This window comes from Micrococcus sp. SL257, from assembly GCF_026625585.1.
In the GTDB taxonomy this organism is placed as follows: domain Bacteria; phylum Actinomycetota; class Actinomycetes; order Actinomycetales; family Micrococcaceae; genus Micrococcus; species Micrococcus luteus.
Genome location: NZ_CP113053.1, coordinates 628670 through 646674 on the forward strand (window position 1 = coordinate 628670; position 18005 = coordinate 646674).

Annotated in this window: 13 protein-coding genes; 5 read left to right on the plus strand and 8 right to left on the minus strand. The window is 73.1% G+C overall.

All coding sequences use genetic code 11. The features are described 5' to 3' along the window. Window positions 1-60 precede the first annotated feature (60 nt). A complete protein-coding gene (locus OVA32_RS03000; RefSeq protein WP_267715000.1) occupies window positions 61-1068 on the plus strand; it encodes an IS481 family transposase in 1008 nt (335 codons plus the stop codon). Between the two features lie 143 nt (window positions 1069-1211). Here OVA32_RS03000 and OVA32_RS03005 read toward each other — a convergent pair whose 3' ends face one another. The 5 genes from OVA32_RS03005 to purB form a co-directional block, all read right to left on the minus strand. After that, window positions 1212-2768 carry a DUF1846 domain-containing protein gene (locus OVA32_RS03005; protein WP_081097767.1) on the minus strand — a complete coding sequence of 519 codons (1557 nt, stop codon included), beginning with the start codon at window positions 2766-2768 and terminating at the stop codon, window positions 1212-1214. A 66-nt stretch (window positions 2769-2834) separates the two neighbouring features. Further along, entirely contained in the window at window positions 2835-3848 is a 1014-nt protein-coding gene (locus tag OVA32_RS03010) for a trimeric intracellular cation channel family protein (RefSeq protein ID WP_060775426.1), read from the minus strand. Window positions 3849-3920: 72 nt separating this feature from the next. Continuing rightward, window positions 3921-4820 carry a trimeric intracellular cation channel family protein gene (locus OVA32_RS03015; RefSeq protein WP_210079074.1) on the minus strand — a complete coding sequence of 300 codons (900 nt, stop codon included), beginning with the start codon at window positions 4818-4820 and terminating at the stop codon, window positions 3921-3923. A 150-nt stretch (window positions 4821-4970) separates the two neighbouring features. Continuing rightward, the gene (locus OVA32_RS03020) at window positions 4971-6134 is read right to left on the minus strand and encodes a hypothetical protein (RefSeq protein WP_180949569.1); all 1164 of its coding nucleotides are present in this window, start codon (window positions 6132-6134) and stop codon (window positions 4971-4973) included. Window positions 6135-6341: 207 nt separating this feature from the next. Continuing rightward, complete coding sequence (purB, locus tag OVA32_RS03025; RefSeq protein WP_210079073.1) at window positions 6342-7781, minus strand: adenylosuccinate lyase; 1440 nt, start codon at window positions 7779-7781, stop codon at window positions 6342-6344. 184 nt (window positions 7782-7965) lie between these two features. Between purB and OVA32_RS03030 the strand changes: the two genes are divergently transcribed. After that, complete coding sequence (locus tag OVA32_RS03030) at window positions 7966-9546, plus strand: AMP-binding protein (RefSeq protein ID WP_095695027.1); 1581 nt, start codon at window positions 7966-7968, stop codon at window positions 9544-9546. A 1-nt stretch (window position 9547) separates the two neighbouring features. Here OVA32_RS03030 and OVA32_RS03035 read toward each other — a convergent pair whose 3' ends face one another. Then, window positions 9548-13138, minus strand: coding sequence for a TM0106 family RecB-like putative nuclease (locus OVA32_RS03035; RefSeq protein WP_210079072.1), 3591 nt, complete (start codon window positions 13136-13138; stop codon window positions 9548-9550). 217 nt (window positions 13139-13355) lie between these two features. On the opposite strand from OVA32_RS03035, the gene OVA32_RS03040 reads away from it, so the two are divergent. From OVA32_RS03040 to OVA32_RS03050, 3 genes are all read left to right on the plus strand, one after another. Continuing rightward, on the plus strand, window positions 13356-13772 hold the full coding sequence (locus tag OVA32_RS03040) for a PaaI family thioesterase (RefSeq protein ID WP_020624995.1): 417 nt from the start codon (window positions 13356-13358) through the stop codon (window positions 13770-13772). Between the two features lie 71 nt (window positions 13773-13843). Continuing rightward, window positions 13844-15193, plus strand: coding sequence for a phenylacetate--CoA ligase family protein (locus OVA32_RS03045; protein ID WP_210079071.1), 1350 nt, complete (start codon window positions 13844-13846; stop codon window positions 15191-15193). 95 nt (window positions 15194-15288) lie between these two features. After that, the gene (locus tag OVA32_RS03050; protein WP_102708800.1) at window positions 15289-15900 is read left to right on the plus strand and encodes a TetR/AcrR family transcriptional regulator; all 612 of its coding nucleotides are present in this window, start codon (window positions 15289-15291) and stop codon (window positions 15898-15900) included. A 13-nt stretch (window positions 15901-15913) separates the two neighbouring features. Here the strand turns inward: OVA32_RS03050 and OVA32_RS03055 are convergent, their stop codons facing one another. After that, entirely contained in the window at window positions 15914-16861 is a 948-nt protein-coding gene (locus tag OVA32_RS03055; RefSeq protein WP_267715168.1) for a hypothetical protein, read from the minus strand. Between the two features lie 115 nt (window positions 16862-16976). After that, entirely contained in the window at window positions 16977-17909 is a 933-nt protein-coding gene (locus OVA32_RS03060; protein ID WP_144824947.1) for a 3-hydroxyacyl-CoA dehydrogenase, read from the minus strand. Window positions 17910-18005: the final 96 nt, after the last annotated feature.

An 18005-nucleotide genomic window follows, 5' to 3' on the forward strand; every position in this document is an offset into this window, starting at 1 on the left:
GGCTCCGCCCCGCAGGATGGGAATTGCGACATCCACTCATCCGCGGAAGGAAGCCCGCTCGTGACTCACGCTAACGCACCTCTGACCCCCACCGGCCGGCTGCGCATGGTCCACCGCCACCTGAACGACGGGATCCCGCAAGCACACGTGGCAGCCGAGTTCCGCGTGAGCCGGCCCACGGTGGCCACCTGGGTCGCCCGCTACCGCGCCCAGGGAGAAGCCGGCCTTCAGGACCTGCCCAGCCGGCCGCACCGTTCACCTGCCCAGCTCGATCCGGTCCTGGTCGCCCAGATCCACGCCCTGCGGCGGGAGCGCAAGTGGTCCGCCCGGCGCATCCATCACCATCTGGTCGGCGAGGGCCACCAGGTGTGTCTTCGCACCGTGGGGCGGTGGCTGCACCGACTCGGGATCTCCCGCCTACGGGACCTGACCCCGGCCGGAGAAGACCTGCGCCAACGACCCCAGAAGATCACCGCCCGCGGCCCGGGGCACATGGTGCACCTGGACGTGAAGAAAATCGGGCGCATCCCCGAGGGGGGAGGCTGGCGTGCTCACGGCCGGGACTCCGAGAACGCGCGAGCGGCCAAACGCGGGCCTGGCCGACGGGTCGGGTACACCTACCTGCACTCGGCGATCGACGGGTACACCCGCCTGGCGTACACCGAGGCGTTGGAGGACGAGAAGGCGGTGACCACGATCGGGTTCTTCTGCCGGGCGAGGGCGTTCTTCGCCGCCCACGGCATCACCGTGGACCGGGTGATCACGGACAACGGCAACAACTACCGGGCCGTGGACTTCACCCGGAAGGTGGTCTCGCTCGGGGGCCGGCATCACCGGATCCGCCCCTACACCCCGCGTCACAACGGGAAGGTCGAACGCTACAACCGGCTGATGGTGGACGAGGTCCTCTACGCCCGCCCCTACACCTCAGAGCGGGCTCGGCGTGAGGCCCTTCAGGTGTGGGTGAATCACTACAACTACCATCGGCCGCATACCTCCTGCGGAGATGCTCCACCGGCCTCGTTGGCCCCGGTGCGTGTCAACAACGTCATGCCCTCCTACAGCTAGGGAGGGAGTGGGCGTCGAGTGTGACGGTCGTCGTGCGCGATAGGCGCGGGCGCGAGTTTTCCGGAGGTGTCCGGATCCCGAACGGAAACGGCCCGGGAGTCGCCCGGATCTCAAACGGAGGCGTTCGAGATCCGGGCCCACCGTCACCGCTTCCGGTACAGCCCCTTCTTCTGGAACTTCGGCTCGCTCGTCACGAGCATCCCGAGGGACCGGAAGATGCCCTCGTCCACGGAGCCGAGGATCGTCGTCGTGTGCACGTCGCAGCCCTCGAGGCTCGCCAGCTGCTCGACGGCCGCCTTCGCGTTCTCGTCGGTCGCCGCGGACACGGACAGCGCGATCAGCACCTCGTCCGTGTGCAGCCGCGGGTTCTTGGAGCCCAGGTGCACCGTCTTGAGCGTCTGGATCGGCTCGATCGAGGCGGGGGAGAGCAGGTGCACGTCGTCCTCGATGCCGGCCAGCACCTTGAGGGCGTTGAGCAGCACCGCGGCGGAGCAGCCCAGCAGCTCCGAGGTCTTGCCGGTCACCAGGGTGCCGTCCGCCAGCTGCACGGCCGCGCCGGGCTCGCCGGTGCGCTCGGCCACCAGCTGCGCGGCACCCACCACCGGGCGGTCCTCCGAGCTCAGGCCCAGCTTGGACATCACCAGGGCCACGCGCTCGGATTCGGTGTCGTCCGCGCCCTCCAGGGCCTCGTTGACCTGAGCCTTGTAGTAGCGCCGGATGATCTCCTGCTTCGCGGCCGCCTGGCACACCTCGTCGTCCACGATCGCCGCGCCGGCCATGTTCACGCCCATGTCCGTGGGGGACTTGTACGGGGTGGTGCCCGTGACCTTCTCCAGCAGCGCGGACAGCAGCGGGAACACCTCGACGTCGCGGTTGTAGCTCGTCACCCGCTCGCCGTACTCGGCCAGGTGGAACGGGTCGATCAGGTTGATGTCGTCCAGGTCCACGGTGGCGGCCTCGTAGGCGGCGTTCACCGGGTGCTCGAGCGGCAGGTTCCAGATGGGGAACGTCTCGAACTTCGCGTAGCCGGCCGGGATGCCCCGCTGCCGATCGTTGTACACCTGGCTCAGGCACGTCGCCAGCTTGCCGGAGCCCGGGCCGGGGGCCGTCACGACGACGAGGTCCCGCGTGGTCTCGGACCACTCGTTCGCGCCGAAGCCCTGCTCCGAGACGATCGTGGACATGGCGTGCGGGTAGCCGGGGATCACGCGGTGGCGGGCCACCTTCAGGCCGAGCCGCTCGAGCTTCTCGAGGAACGCCAGCGCGCGGTGGTTGGCGTCCTCCAGCTGCGTGACCACCACGTGCTCCACCAGGAACCCGCGCTCCCGGAACACGTCCACGAGGCGCAGGACGTCGTCCTCGTACGTGATGCCCAGGTCCGCGCGGACCTTGTTCCGCTCGAGGTCCTTGGCGTTGAAGCACACCAGGATCTCGGTCTCGTCCTTGATGCGGTCGAGCATCGCGATCTTGTTGTCCGGGGTGAAGCCGGGCAGGACGCGGGAGGCGTGCAGGTCGTCGAAGAGCTTGCCGCCCATCTCCAGGTACAGCTTCCCGCCGATCTGGCGGCGGCGTTCCTGGATGTGCTGGGACTGGAGCTCGATGTACTTCGCGCGGTCGAATCCGACGCGGTGGAGGGGGCCGGAGGCCGCGGCCTCCGTGGTGGTGCTGGCGGGGCGGGCGGTCTCATGCGTGCCGGTCATGGACTCTCAGCATAGACCTGTCCGCGGGGCGCGTGGCCCCGGCCCGGCGTCGGGCCCCCGCATCCCTCAGTCCCTCGGGTCCTCCGGGTCGTCCGCGATCCAGTCGTGCTCGGGGTCGTCGAAGCTGCGCGTGCGCCCGGTGCGCAGGTCGGTGACGTCCATGACGCCGGTGCCGCGGTCCAGGCGCACCTGCTGGTGTGAGGCGGGGTCGACGACGGTGATCGTCTGGGTCTGCGGGTCGTAGTCGTCCACCCGCACCTGGTCCTCGTACTCCTGCCGCGGTCCGTAGGACCCGTCCGCGTCGTCGTCGGGGAAGGCGGGGGCGCCGGGGGAGCGCAGCCGGCGCTCGAGGGTGCGCTCCACCCGGCGCGCGGCCGCCTCCTGCGCCTGCGTGGCCAGGCGCCGCAGACGCGCGAGGGACTCCTTGTCCTGGGAGATCTCCGCGCCGAAGAACCGCCACTGGTAGCGGTAGGCGATCATCCGCACCGCGAAGATCAGGAACGCGATGAGGAAGCCCGTGAACGCGTTGAGCGCGCCGTTCATCGCCACCACGGTCGCCAGCACCGCGCCCAGGAACGTGGGGAGCACGTAGACGCCGCGGGGGTCGAAGATGGACGGGACCTCGTTGGCGACGATGTCCCGCAGCACGCCGCCGCCGAGCGCCGTGACCATCGCGATCACCACCGTGGACACCGGGTGCACGCCCATCGAGTGCGCCAGCAGCACACCGGACACCGTGAACAGGGCGAGCCCGGCGGCGTCGAACAGGGTGATGGTCAGGTTCAGCCGATTCGGGTGGATCACCTTGACGTACACGAGCAGGGACACCAGCACGGGCGGGGCCAGGTAGACCGGGTTCTCCAGGGACGCGGGCAGGCCGCGGTCCAGCAGGATGTCCCGGGTGAAGCCGCCGCCCAGCCCGGCCAGCAGGGACAGCGCCAGCGAGCCCACCAGGTCGAACTGCTTGCGCGCCGCCAGCAGCGCCCCCGAGGTGGCGAAGAAGAAGATCCCGATCAGGTCCAGGGTCGTGAGCAGCCACGGGACGTCGGTGAGGGTGGCGAAGAACTGCTGCACGTCCACGGCGGCTCCTTCCGTCGGGTCCGGGGATTCACCGGCCATTGTCCCGTGCGGCCCGCGCAGTGGCTCGTTTGTTCACCCGGGTGTCCCCGGAGGTGTGACGTCCTCGCCGGCTCCGGGCGTCTCCTCGTTCGCCGGGGGGCCGTCCTCGCCGGGGTCGGCGGGCGGCCCGTCCCGGCCCTTGCGGTCGCGGATGTCCGGCACGGGCGGCTCGTCGTGCGGATCCAGGCGCTGGCGCTGGGTCACCCCCGAGATCTCGGCCCCCGGGGCGAGCCACTCCCTGCGCAGCGACACCACGCGCAGCACCAGCACGAGCACCATCACCGCGGCCGAGGTCAGCGGGTTCAGGAGCTCCGCCTGGCCGAGGGCCGCCGTCGTGCCCGCGCCGAGGATGGCCGGCAGCGCGTACCAGCCGCGCCCGCCGAACACGGCGGGCGGTTCCCCGGCGACGACGTCGCGCAGGATGCCGCCGCCGACGGCGGTCACCAGGCCCAGCACCGCGGCGGCGACCGGGCTCAGGCCGGCGAGCAGGGCGATGCGCGTGCCCACCACGCAGTACACGGCCAGGCCGATGGCGTCGAAGGCCATGACGGCGTGGTGGCCGCGCTCGCCGTCGAAGATCCGGAGGAACACCGCCAGCGACGCGACCGCCGGCAGGATCAGGTACCAGGGGTTGTCGAAGGCCGCGGGCACGTCCCGGCCGACCACGAGGTCCCGGACGACGCCGCCGCCCGTGCCCACCATGAGGGCCAGCAGCAGGGAGCCGACGATGTCGTAGCCCTTGCGCACGGCGAGCACGGCGCCCGAGATCGCGAAGAAGAACACGCCCACGAGGTCCACGGCGGTGATCGCCGCGGTGATCGCCTCGGCGAGCTCGCCGTGCGCGTCGATCGGCTCGGGCACGTCCCGTTCGAGTTCGGCGGGGTCCTTGGGGGTGGCGGACAGCAGCCAGAGGGGGAGAGACGGAAGCAGCACCCGCCCATCGTCCCCCGTCAGGCGGTCCCGGGTCAGTCCTGGGCCGAGGCCGGCCCCGTCACAGGGCGGAGCCGGCCTCTCCCGGAGGGGCGGGAGCGGCGCCTGGTGGTGCCGCGGGTCAGCGGACGAGCAGCACTCCGGCGCTCCGGGTCAGCGGGCCAGGCCGAAGCGACGCCGGCCGGCGACCAGGGCGCCCGTGCCCGCGGCAGCGGCGGCGGCCAGCCACCAGGCCTGGCCGGAGCCGGTCTCCACGGTCTCGGGGACGGTGTGCTCGCCGGCGGGCTCCGAGGGCTCGGAGGCCTCCGGGGCGTCCGCCGAATCCGGGGCGGGGGTCGCCGGGGACTCCGGTGCGGGTGCCTCGGACGCGTCGTCCTCGCCCTGGGCCTCGAGGGCCTCCCACACGCGGGCCTCGTCGAACGGGAGACCCGTGCCCTGGACCCCCAGGTGGGGGTCGGCGGCCCGCGGGTCCCCGATGGAGAACGTCACGACGAGCGTCTTCTGCTCGCCGGTGCTGCCGTCAGTGAGGGTGAAGACGGCCTGGTCGGTGCCGGTGAAGCCCTCGTCCGCCACGTAGACGGTGCTGGCGAAGCTGCCGCGCTCCTCACCGGGAGTCCAGACCGTGGGGTCGCCGATGCGGGGCAGCTCGACGAGGGTGCCGTGCTCCGGCTGCTCGGTGACGGTCAGCGTGGCCACGCCGGGGGCATCGCCGCTGGAGTTGCCCTGCAGGTGGACCAGGCGGGAGCCGGGAGCGGCGAGGTACGTCTGGTGGTCCACCGTCGGGCGTGCGCCGAATTCGTATGCCTGCGGGCCCTCGGCGTCCAGGAACATGCCGGGGACGTCGTCACCGAGGTTCCGGTCCTCCCCGAACACCAGAGTCGCGGTGGCCTTCCCGTCCACGTAGAGGGTGAAGACGGCGCCGGCGGTGCCCTCCTCGCCGAGGACCCGACGCTGCTCCAGGACGTCCACGTAGCCGGCCTCGAGCTCGGCGTCGTAGGTGAAATCCACATCCGTCTCCGGGCCCATCTCACCGGGGACCTCATAGGAGATCTCCTCGAGATCCGTGAAGGACGGGTAGAACGGCGCCACGGTCACGCGGACGTCCTTGACAGCGTGCTGCGTGTAGAAGCGGCCCGTCAGGGGCGAGAACTCCGTGGAGCCGAAGGTGCCCCCGACGAAGTGCCCGTTCTGCCACCCGTCCGTGGTCTCGGCGGGGGCGGCCAGGGCCGGGGCGGCCGCGGTGGCGGCGAGGCCGCCCGCCAGGACGGCGGCGGCGAGGGCGGTGGACAGCGGGCGGGTGGTGCGGCGAGCGGACATCAGGTCTCCTCGGGGCGTGCTCTACGGCGGGTCGTGGCCGCCGGGTGGCGGCCACGCCCTCAGCCTGCCCGCGTGGCGCCCGCCACACCAGAGGTGTGCTCTGGTTGTGATCATCCTGTCCTCGGATCGTGACCTGGGCGTCGGAGCCCGCCGCGGGGCTGACGCCCAGGCCGCCCCGGGCGGGCCGGCCCGGGGCCGCCGCTCCGGTCAGCCCTGCGCCGGTCCGAACTCCTTGGCCAGCTCCGCCGCCACGCCGGTGTACCCGGCCGGGGTCAGCTCCAGCAGGCGGGCCTCGGCGCCCTCGGACAGGCCCAGGCCCTGCACGAACTCGCGCATGCGGGCGGCGTCCACGCGCTGGCCGCGGGTGAGCTCCTTGAGGCGCTCGTAGGGGTTGTCCATGCCCGGCACGCCGGCGATCGCTTCGGCGCGCATGACGGTCTGGATCGCCTCGCCGAGGACCTCCCAGTTCGTGTCGAGGTCCTCGGCCAGCACGGGCTCGGCCACCTGGAGCTGGCCCATGCCCTTGGTGACGTTGGTCAGGGCGAGCACCGAGTGGCCGAGGGCCACGCCGATGTTGCGCTGCGACGTCGAGTCCGTGAGGTCGCGCTGCCAGCGGGACTCCACGAGGGTGGCGCCCAGCGAGTCGAGCAGGGCGCAGGAGAGCTCGAGGTTGGCTTCCGCGTTCTCGAAGCGGATCGGGTTCACCTTGTGCGGCATGGTGGAGGAGCCGGTCGCGCCGGCCACGGGGATCTGCGCGAAGTAGCCGATGGAGATGTAGCTCCACACGTCCACGCAGAAGCCGTGGAGGATCCGGTTGAAGCGCGCGACGTCGGCGTACAGCTCCGCCTGCCAGTCGTGGGACTCGATCTGGGTGGTCAGCGGGTTCCAGGTGAGGCCGAGGTGCTCCACGAAGGAGCGGGAGAGGGCCGGCCAGTCCGCGTCCGGGGCGGCGGCGAGGTGGGCGGCGTAGGTGCCGGTGGCGCCGTTGATCTTGCCCAGGTACTCCTGGGCGGCGATGCGCCGGGTCTGGCGGGTCAGACGGTGCACGAACACGGCCATCTCCTTGCCCAGCGTGGTGGGCGTGGCCGGCTGGCCGTGCGTGCGGGAGAGCATGGGGGTCCCGGCGGCCTCGGCGGCCATCGCGGCGACGGTGGCCACGGCGGCGCGGGCGGCCGGCAGCCAGACCTGCTCGACGGCGTCGCGCACGCCCACCGCGTAGGCGAGGTTGTTGATGTCCTCGGAGGTGCACGCGAAGTGCACGAGCGGCTTCAGCCGGCCCAGGCCCAGCCCCTCGAGGCGGTCGGCGATGAAGTACTCGACGGCCTTCACGTCGTGCACCGTGACCTTCTCCGTGGCGGCCAGCTCGGCCACGGACTCCGCGTCGAAGTCCGTGACGATCGCCCGCAGGCCCGCCTGCTGCTCGGCCGTGAGCGGCTCGAGACCCGGCAGCACGCGGTGCTCGGCCAGGTGGATGAACCACTCGACCTCCACGTGGATGCGGTTGCGGTTCAGCGCCGCCTCGGACAGGTGCTCCACGAGCGGCTCCACCGCCGCACGGTAGCGGCCGTCCAGGGGGCCGAGGGCGATGCCGGCCTCGGCGAGGGAACGGCGGTGGGCGGTGGACGCGGGCGCGGGCTGCGAGGTCATGGCCCCCATTCTGGCAGGCGCCGCGGGCGCCCGACGAAGGCGACGACCGGGTCCGCCCTCGGGCGCGACGGAGTGGCCAGTGCAACATGCGGACGCGTCTGGTGGCCCGAGGCGCGGTGGACCTACCGTGGCTGACGTCGCCGTCGCCCGGCGTCGGCGTGCCGCGAGGGATGAGGAGACCGAGATGACGGAACGGACCGGGCAGGCCCACGAGGCCGGGACGATCGACCGGCTGATGGCCGGGTGGGTCGCCGACGTCGAGACCCCGGACGCCTGCGCCGCCCACCTGCTCTGCGACCGCTGGCCGGCCGACGCCGTGGCGTTCCGGTTCGTGGCGGAGGACATGTCCGCCGTCGACCTCACCTTCGGCGAGCTGGCCGACCGCTCCCGCCGCCTCGCCACCGGCCTCGCCGCCCGCGGCGTCACGCGCGGCGACCGGGTCCCCGTGATGATGTCCAAACGGGAGGAGCTCGTCATCACGCTGCTGGCCCTGTGGCGGCTCGGCGCCGTGCACGTGCCGCTGTTCACCGCGTTCGCCGCGGGCGCCGCGCGGATGCGCATCGAGGGCGCGGCGGCGCGGCTCGTCGTCGCCGAGCCCCGCCAGGCCGAGAAGCTCACGGACATCCCGGGCATCGAGATCATCCGCACCGGCCCGGAGTGGGACGCGCTCGCGGACTCCGCGCCGCTGGCCGAGGACGTCGCCGTCGGCGGGGACGGGCCGATCGCCCTGCTGTTCACCTCCGGCACCACCGGCCGCCCCAAGGGGGTGCCTGTGCCGCTGCGCGCGGCCGCCGCGTTCGCCGTCTACCTCACGTGCGCGGTGGACCTGCGCCCCGAGGACCTGTTCTGGAACGCGGCCGACCACGGCTGGGCGTACGGGCTGTACTACGGGATCGTCGGCACGCTGGTGCTCGGGGCGACCTCGGTGCAGTACCGCGGCGCCTTCTCCCCGGCGACCATGGTCGAGGTGATCCGCTCGCAGGGCATCACGAACCTCGCCGGCGCCCCCACGATGTTCCGCGCGCTGGCCAAGGCCGGGGAGGTCACCGAGGACGCCCCGCTGCGGCTGCGGCGCGTGTCCACGGCGGGGGAGCCGCTGCCGCCGTCCGTGCTCGAGTGGGGCCGGACGGCCCTCGGCACGGAGATCCGCGACCACTACGGCCAGACCGAGCTGGGCATGGTCATCTGCACCCTCGCGCACCCCGAGCTGGCCGCGCCGCCCCGCCCGGGTTCGATGGGTGTGCCCCTGCCGGGGATCGCCGCCGAGATCCGGGACGGGCAGATCGCGATCGACGCGGCCTCGCCCCTGTTCTGGTTCCCCGGCTACCTCGGGGAGCCGGAGAAGACCGCGGAGCGTTTCACCCCGGACGGGCGCTGGTACCTGACCGGGGACACCGCCCGGCAGGACGACGACGGCTGGTTCTTCTTCTCCTCCCGGGACGACGACGTGATCCTCGCCGCCGGGTACCGGATCGGCCCGTTCGACGTGGAGTCCGTGCTCATCGACCACCCGCGGGTGCAGGAGGTCGCCGTCGTTGGCCTGCCGGACCCGGAGGGAGTGCGGGGCGAGGAGGTCGTGGCGTTCGTGGTGCCCGCCGGGGCCGTCGCGGACCCGGACGCCCTGGCGGCCGAGCTGCAGGCGAAGGTCCGTGACGAGTACTCCAAGCACGCCTACCCGCGCCGGGTGCACTTCGTGGACCGGCTGCCCAAGACCCCCTCCGGCAAGCTGCAGCGGTTCCTGCTGCGCCAGGGCGCCGCCGACTGAGTCAGCGGTGCACGAGCCGCAGGAACGCGCCGATCATCGGCAGGTCCTCGGGGCTGGTGGGCAGCGCGTCCGCGAGGGCGGGGGAGTGGACGAGGTAGGCGGCCCACTGTCCGCGCGAGATCGACACGTTGAGCCGGTTCCGGTTCAGGAGGAAGTCCAGCCCGCGCGGCACCTCCTGCGGTGAGGACGCGGCCATCGTCAGGATCGCGACGGCGGCCTCCCGGCCCTGGAACTTGTCCACGGTGCCGACGGTGGTGCCCTCGAGACCGGCGGCGTCGAGCGCCTCCCGGACCGTGGCGACCTGCGCGTTGTACGGGGCCACCACGATCACGTCGGACGGCTCGAGCGGTCGGCCGGGGTCGTCCGGGCCGGTGGACCAGGCGCGGCCGAGCAGTGTCCGGATGATCTCGACGACGGCCGCGGCCTCCTCCGGCGAGGAGACCGCGTTGCCCGTGTGGGAGACCGGCCACGGGTGCAGCCCGGGCTCCACGCCGTCGAGCCGGCGGGCGTCCGTGACCTCCTCCCGCGCGCCGAGCTCGCCGGCGTAGGAGAGCGTGGAGACGGCCTCCGTCAGCGCGGAGTGCATACGCCAGGAGGTGTCCAGGAAGAAGCCGCGATCGGGGCGGAGCACGGGGGCACCCTCCGCGATCCAGGTCAGGGCCGCGTCGCCGATGGGCTGGGGGTGCTCGCCCCTGCTGACCTGGGGGAGCTGCTGCGGGTCACCCAGCAACAGCACCGTCTCGGCCAGGGCGCTCGCGCCCAGGAGGTGCGCGAGGGAGAGCTGCCCTGCCTCGTCCACCACCAGGAGGTCGACCGGCTGGGCCGCGGCGTTCGCGAAGGTCCACGCGGTGCCGCCCAGGACCCGGCCCGGTGCCAGGAAGGCATGGACCTCCGATGAGCCCAGGGACGTCCAGCGGTGCGGTCCGTCCGGATCCTTGGGCTCCTTGCCCACGCGGTCGGGGTCCACGCCGACGCCGATCAGCTGGTCGAGGAAGTTCTCCACCACCGCGTGGGACTGGGCGGTGACGCCGACCGTCCAGCCCCGGTCCAGGAGCTCCTTCACCGCGCGGCTGCCCACGTACGTCTTGCCGGTGCCGGGAGGGCCCTGCACGGCCACGTAGGAGCCGCGTGCGGACTCGACCGCCTCGACCAGGCCCCCGACGCCGTCCCGCCGGCCGTCTCGTACGTCCGCCCCGATCGCGGCGAGGGTCCGGCCCGCGGTGCGCGGGGCACGGCGCGCCAGGATGTCGAACACCGCTCCGTCCGGCAGTCGGCCGCGGCGGGCGGCCTCGGCGGCCTGCTCCCGGATGCGTTCGAGGAGGCCACCGGGCCGGACGTAGTTGAGGTGGAAGACCGCCATGGGCACCTCCGCGTGCGGTTCCGGCTCGTACTTGGTGCTGAGGCGCTGCAGCAGGCTGACGCGGAACCGGCCCGGTGCGATCTCCTCCACCTCGGTCACGTCCACGGGCGATCGGCTCTGCCAGCGGACGGCGTTGGGGGCCAGCTCCGCCCAGCGCGGCGGCTGCTCGTACAGGGCGTTGAGCTTGAACCTCTCCTGGCTGTTCCGACGCGGCCGGACCTCGGTGCCCGGCTCGAGGCGCCCGGTCACGGTCAGCGTCCGGGCGGGGTTGCTCCGCGGGGTGGGCCGTTCCCACGCACCCACCGACTCGACGGTGTCGAACACCAGGTTCGCGCGCGGCTCCTGCCACTCGTCCGGGGCGGACACGGCCCGATCGAACATAGCCCACCACAGCGGCTTGTTCTCCCTGGCGAAGTAGCCCAGCCCCGCGGCCAGCAGGGCGATACCGCGCCGCCCGCCGTCGAGCTCCGCCTCCGGGGCCCCCGTCCCACCCGCCTCGTCCCTCTCGGCGCCCGCCAGCGCCTGCAGCGAGGCGGCGAGGGCCGCGTCCTGCTCTTGGACCGACGGCGCGGCCTCGACCAGCGGCTCGTTCCCGGTCGCGGCGTCGTCGACGGGACGCTCCGCGACGGCGGCCTCCTCGGGCTCGACCTGCGCCCGCAGCCAGTCCCGCAGCCGCGCCGTGGAGACGCAGTCGTACCGGTTGTAGTCCTCGATGTCGGCGCGGATCGCCCGCGCGACCTCGGTGTCCCCGGCCTCCATCGCGGCGACGTACCGGTGGTACTCGGTGACGCTGTCCGCCGCCGTCGTGACGCCGTCCTCCGCCCGGTGCTCCGCCCCCATGTAGAGGGGCTCCAGCTTCTTGATGGAGTAGCTCGGCACACCGGCCCGCAGGGCGGCGCGGACCGTGGAGTAGAGGTCCACGAACAGCCCCGCGCGCAGCCAGTCGTCCAGCTCGCGCTCGCCCACACCGTGGCGCACGGTCAGGCGTTTCAGCGCGGTGACCTCGTACGCGGCGTAGTGGTAGATCCGCATCCCCGGGTGGGCCGCGCGTCGCGCCTCCACGAACGCCACGAACTGCTCGAGCGCCGCCCGCTCGGCGGCACGGGTGTCCGCCCACAGACCCGTGAACCGGAAGTCGGCCGAGGCGGTGCGCGCGGTGTCCCCACCCGGCGCCTCGACCCAGCCCCACAGGTACTCGAGGCCCTCCATGCTCCCGTCCGCGGAGACCCACAGCGGGTCCCCCTCGAAGTCGAAGAAGACGTCTCCGGCGTCCGGCGCGGGCAGCCCCGCCACGGCGCGCGGGTCCACGATCCGATGCGGCGGCAGCCCGTCCGCCCCGGCCGGCTCCAGCTGGATCGCCGCCTGTTCCCGCAGCGCCTCCCACGTGCGGCGGGCCATGCCCTCCGGCGGTGCGACGGACACCGCGAGCTGCTCGATGGTCGTGATGCCGGCCTCGCGCAGCCGGGTGCGCTGCAACCGCGTGGCCCCCGCCGTGAGCAGCACGTCCCGGTGCTCGGCGACGGCCTCCTCGCACGCCTCGCATGCGCCGCAGACGCTCAGGCGGTCGTCGCCCCAGCGAGTGGGCTCCCCGGCGGCCACGTGATCCTGCAGCAGCGCCTCCAGCCGGGCGCGCTGGTGCCGGTACACCGGGATCACCTCGTCCAGGTCCGCGACGTGCCGGGAACCGTCCCCGAGCCACAGGCTGCCCTGCCGCGCCCGCGGCACGTCCATGCCGTCCAGCAGGTCTGCGTACGCGGCGATCTGCAGCAGCGCCGTCACGCGCGCATGCCGGGCCAGCTTCGTGTCCACCACCTCGTACGCGCCCTCGGGGTGCTCCTCGTCCGTGCGGAGCATGAGGAAGTCGGCCAGGCCGCCGAACGCGCCGTCGTGCAGCATCCCCTGGAACACGACGGCGGGGCGCGCGGCCAACGCCGCCGCGGTGCGCTCGCGGGCGGCCCGCACACCCTCGGGCGTGTAGCGCTCCGGGCGGGCGAGCCGGACCACCTGGTCCGCGCCGTGCTCCGCCTCGAGGCGCGCGAGCACGCGAGACTCGTGCTCGTCCCCGAGGCGGGAGACCCGCTCGAGGAACGCGTCCTCCGCGCCGATCCGCGGGGCACGTCCGAGCGCGGGGTCCACCGTCCCGCGCAGCCACCCATAGGTACACGTGGCGGCGGCGGTGATGTCCGAGGGGCTGAGCATGAAGGAGGCGCGGTCCGGCGCGAAGGTCACCATGCGGTCACCCTAGACAGGCGCCGCGGACACGATAGGCGGGGGCCGCGCACAGGTCCCCCGGTGTGCCCCGCTCCCACGGCATGACGGCGGGGGGCGGCGCGCGTCACACACCGGACCGGACTTGACGTGGGTCACATCCAGAGAGTTACCTAATGATCGTTCAGTAATTCTCTGCGCCGCCGCGCCGGCGCGCCCGTGCCGGCAGGGAGGCCCGCCCATGACCGAGACCGCCCACCACCCCATGCTCGCCGAGGACCGCGTGGCGCGGTGGCTCGGCGTCACCCTGGAGGCCGCCGAGAAGGACCACGCGCGCATCCGGATGACGCTCACCGAGGACCAGCACAACGGCTTCGGCCTGGCCCACGGCGGCGCCGTCTTCGCGTTCGCGGACACGTGCTTCGCGCTGACCTGCAACGACCCCGCCTCGGACGGCTCCACCCTCACCGTGGCCTCCGGCGTGGACGTCAACTTCCTCGCGGCCACCCGCGCCGGGCAGACCCTCGTCGCGGAGGGCCGCCTGGTCGCCGCCGCCGGCCGCTCGGCCGTCTATGACATCACCGTCACCACCGACGACGGCACCCCGGTGGCCGCCTTCCGTGGCCGCTCCCGCACCATCCCCGCCCCCGGACGCTGACCGACGGGCGCACCCGCCGGTGCGCCGCCGTCGTCGACCGCCGCCCGACCCCGCATCCCCAGGAGAACGCCATGCTCAAGGCCTCGATCCCCAACCCGTACACGCCGGCACCCCTGCCCGCCCCCGCCGACCGCGGGGCCCCGGACCCCGAGGAGACGATGAGCCGGGACCAGATCGAGGCGCTCCAGTTCGAACGCCTCCGCTGGACCCTGCACCACGCCTACGAGAACGTGCCCGCGTACCGCGAGCACTTCGACACCCACGGCGTCCACCCCTCGGACTTCACGGAGCTCGGGGACCTCGCCAAGTTCCCGTACACGGACAAGGAGTTCCTGCGGAAGAGCTACCCGTTCGGCGCGTTCGCCGCCACGGGCCCCGAGCTGCGCCGCATCCACGCCTCCTCCGGCACCACCGGCCAGCCCACCGTAGTCGGCTACACCGACGACGACCTGGCCACGTGGGCCACCCTCGTCGCCCGCTGCTTCCGCGCCGGCGGCATCCGCCCCGGTGACCGCGTGCACAACGCGTACGGCTACGGCCTGTTCACCGGCGGCCTCGGCGCCCACTACGGCGCCGAGCGCATCGGGGCGGCCGTGATCCCGATGTCCGGCGGGCAGACGGAGAAGCAGGTGCAGCTGATCACCGACTTCCAGCCGCGCGCCATCCTCTCCACGCCCACCTACCTGTTGACCATCGCGGACGGCTTCAGGAAGCTCGGCCTGGACCCGCGCGAGTCCTCCCTCGAGGCCGCGATCCTCGGCGCCGAGCCGTGGACCGACGAGATGCGCCGCGAGATCGAGCAGACCTTCGACCTCGACGCCCTGGACATCTACGGCCTCTCCGAGGTCATGGGCCCGGGCGTGGCCGGCGAGTCCGCGGCCACCAAGGACGGCTCCCACATCTGGGAGGACCACTTCCGCCCCGAGATCATCGACCCGCTCACGGACGAGGTCCTCGAGACCGGCCGCCACGGCGAGCTCGTCTTCACCTCGCTCACCAAGCAGGCGCTGCCGATCATCCGGTACCGCACCCACGACCTCACCCGCCTGCTGCCGGGCACCACGCACCCGGGTCATCGACGCATGGGCCGCATCACCGGCCGCTCGGACGACATGATCATCCTGCGCGGCGTGAACCTGTTCCCGTCGCAGATCGAGGAGCTGGCCCTCAAGGAGCCGGCCCTGTCGCCGCACTTCACCCTCGAGATCACGCGCCCGGACCGCATGGACCAGATGGCTGTGAACATCGAGCGCCGTGATCATGCGACCCTCGAGGAGGCCCAGGCCTGCGCGGCGCACCTGCGCATGGAGATCAAGACGAAGATCGGCTCCTCGTGCGTGATCAACGTGGTGGAGCCGGAGTCCCTGGCCCGCTCCTCCGGCAAGCTCAAGCGGATCTACGACCTGCGCGACCAGGCCTGATCCCGACCCCGCGGCCGAACCCCACGCCGGCGTGCCCGGTAGAGTGGACCGGTGCGCCGTCGTCGTCGGCGTCCGCCCGCCCCCGAAGGAGCCCCGTGCCCCAGAGCAGCCCCACCCCGCGCCGCGGCCGGCCCGGCTATGACCGGCAGACGCTGCTGGCCGAGTGCGTCGAGCTCTTCAACCGGCACGGCTACGAGGCGACGTCCATGGGCATGCTCGCCACCCACCTGGGCATCTCCAAGTCCGCGATCTACCACCACGTGGAGTCCAAGGAGGCGATCCTCGACCACGCGGTGACGGAGGCGCTCGACGCCCTCGAGGCGTGCCTGGACGATGTGGTGGCCAGCGGGGTCGACGCCGGCGCGCAGGTCGAGGCGGCCATCCGCGGCACGCTCGGGGTGCTGGCGGAGAAGCAGCCCGAGGTGACCCTGCTGCTGCGCCTGCGCGGGAACTCGGCGGTCGAGGTGGCCGCCGTCGAGCGCCGGCGTGAGATCACCCGGCGCTTCGGTGACCTGCTCGAGGCCGCCCAGGCCGCGGGTGCGGTGCGATCCGACGTGACCCCGCGCAACCTCGCCCGTCTGGCGCTCGGCATGATCAACTCGATCGTCGACTGGTACCGGCCGGATCGCGGCGTCCCCGGCCAGCAGGGACCGGACCAGATGATCGACGCCGTCACGGGCGTGGTGCTCGGGGGCCTGCGGGGCTGAGGGCCCGCTGTCCTCAGCCCTCGCCGTCGAGCGCGGCGAGCACCTCGGCCACGATCGAGGCTGCACGGTCCTCGGCGTCCGCGGGCACCCCGCCGTCCGCGTCGGCCTGGGCCACGGCCACGGTGCGGGCGCCGTCCTGCACGGCAGTGAGGTGGGAGTAGACGGATCCCCCGGGGGCCGGGAGCGCCGTGTACGCGGTGCCGCCCTCGTGCTCGGTCCGCGTCACGCTCTCCACGTCGAGCCCGGCCAGGTCCACCCCGGTGCAGGCCTGCGCCGCCGCTCGGGCGTCCTCCAGGGCGGCGCGGGCGGCCTCCTCCGTGGGGTACACGGTGACGCGCACGCCGAGCGGAGTGACCTCGGCGTCGGGGGACGCCGTGAAGGAGGGCGCCGGCGTCGTGGTGGGCCCGCCGCCGGTGGTGGCGGCCGTCTCCGGCTGGGCCGTGAGCCCCAGGTCCGCCGCCCCGGCCTCGGCGTCCCGCTCCAGGGCGGAGCGGGTGGCGTCCAGGCAGGCCTGCTGTTCCGCGCTGCGGGTGGGAGCCGGGCTCGCACCGGCGTCGACCGCCTGCTCCAGGCCGGCGGCCCGCTGGCGCAGCTCCGTCTGCCGCTCCAGCGGCGAGGCGGCGCTCAGCCCCACCTCGGACCCCGGCCCCGCGGCCCGCTGCACGGCGGTCTGCACCGCCAGGGTCCGCTGCCCGTCCAGCGCGGGGGGCATCTCGAGGGACAGGCTGCTGGAGGCGGAGGCGCCGGCCGTGCTCTCCGTGGAGGCGCTGGCCGCGGGTGACGTGGGGGCCGTGGAGCTGCTGGCCGCGGGCGACGTGGACGCGGACGAGGCCGCCGTCGTCGTGGACGACGCCGACGAGGGGGCGGGGGAGGAGGGCTCCCCGCCGCCGCCCGCGCACCCGGCGAGGGCGAGCGCGCCCACGGCGAGGGCGCCGAGCAGGGGGAGTCGGGAGGTCGTCATGGCTCGACTCTACGTGCGCTGTGACGGATGCCACAAGGAAGCGGCGGGGGCATGCGTCGGGGCCGCCCGATGCGGGGTGCGCACCGGACGGCCCCCGATCCGTCAGTCGAGGAGGTCAGCCGAGCGGGGTGTCCTTGTCGCCCAGGTTCCAGTCCTCCACCGGGCCGAGGTTCTCCCCGTCCGGCCCGTAGCGGTAGAAGCCCTGGCCGTCGGCCACGCCGCTGTGGCCCTCGGCGATGCTCTTCTCCAGCAGCTCGGCGAAGCCGCGCTGCCAGTCGGCGCCCGCGTTGCGGGAGACGTTGGCGGCCACGTGGAAGCCCACGATGTCGTAGGTCTGGAACGGGCCGCGCTCGTTGCCGGTGGCCACGCGCCAGGTGCGGTCGATGTCCGCCGGGTTGCCCACTCCGTGCATGTACAGCTTGGAGCCGGCCTGCAGCCACGGGATGAGCAGGGAGTTGAGGAAGTAGCCCGGGATCTCCTTGCGCACGTGCACGGGGACCATGCCGGTCTCCTCGGCGAACTGCAGGGCTCCCGCGACGGCCTCCGGCGAGGTGGCGGCGGTGCCCATGACCTCGGCGGTGTTCTGCGCCCAGATGCGGTTGGCGTAGTGCAGGGCCAGGAAGCGCTCCGGATGGCCGCTGGCGTCGGCGAAGTCCGAGGGCAGCAGGGAGGAGGTGTTCGTGGCGAACAGGGTCGTGGCGGGGGCGAGCTCGCCCACCTGGGCCCACACCTTGCGCTTGAGCTCCAGGTTCTCCGGGACGGCCTCGATCACGATGTCCGCATCCGCCAGGGCCTCGCCGAGGTCCGAGGTCGGCGTGATGCGGGCGATGGCCTCGTCGAAGCGCTGCGGGTCGTAGCCCTCCCCGAGGTCTGCTTCGTAGCCCTGGCGGATCCACGCCCAGCGGCGCTCGATCCCCTCGAGGGCGGCGGGGACGGCGTCGTAGGCCATCACCTTCTTGCCGTGGTACGCCGCCTGCATGATGATCTGCGAACCCAGCACACCGGTGCCCAGCACGGTGACCTGATCAAAACGGGTGAACTCGGACATATATGTCGACCTTCTTCTCTCGCGGTCCGAATGGGACGTACAGGTGAACGTCCCGGGCACGCTCCTTGTTCCCGGGGACGACGACGGGCCACCCGG

Coding starts and splice junctions, on each gene's coding strand:
- OVA32_RS03005 (WP_081097767.1), bottom strand. CDS start 2,768: ATGACCGGCACGCATGAGACCGCCCGCCCCGCCAGCACCACCACGGAG.
- OVA32_RS03020 (WP_180949569.1), bottom strand. CDS start 6,134: ATGTCCGCTCGCCGCACCACCCGCCCGCTGTCCACCGCCCTCGCCGCC.
- purB (WP_210079073.1), bottom strand. CDS start 7,781: ATGACCTCGCAGCCCGCGCCCGCGTCCACCGCCCACCGCCGTTCCCTC.
- OVA32_RS03030 (WP_095695027.1), top strand. CDS start 7,966: ATGACGGAACGGACCGGGCAGGCCCACGAGGCCGGGACGATCGACCGG.
- OVA32_RS03035 (WP_210079072.1), bottom strand. CDS start 13,138: ATGGTGACCTTCGCGCCGGACCGCGCCTCCTTCATGCTCAGCCCCTCG.
- OVA32_RS03040 (WP_020624995.1), top strand. CDS start 13,356: ATGACCGAGACCGCCCACCACCCCATGCTCGCCGAGGACCGCGTGGCG.
- OVA32_RS03045 (WP_210079071.1), top strand. CDS start 13,844: ATGCTCAAGGCCTCGATCCCCAACCCGTACACGCCGGCACCCCTGCCC.
- OVA32_RS03055 (WP_267715168.1), bottom strand. CDS start 16,861: ATGACGACCTCCCGACTCCCCCTGCTCGGCGCCCTCGCCGTGGGCGCG.
- OVA32_RS03060 (WP_144824947.1), bottom strand. CDS start 17,909: ATGTCCGAGTTCACCCGTTTTGATCAGGTCACCGTGCTGGGCACCGGT.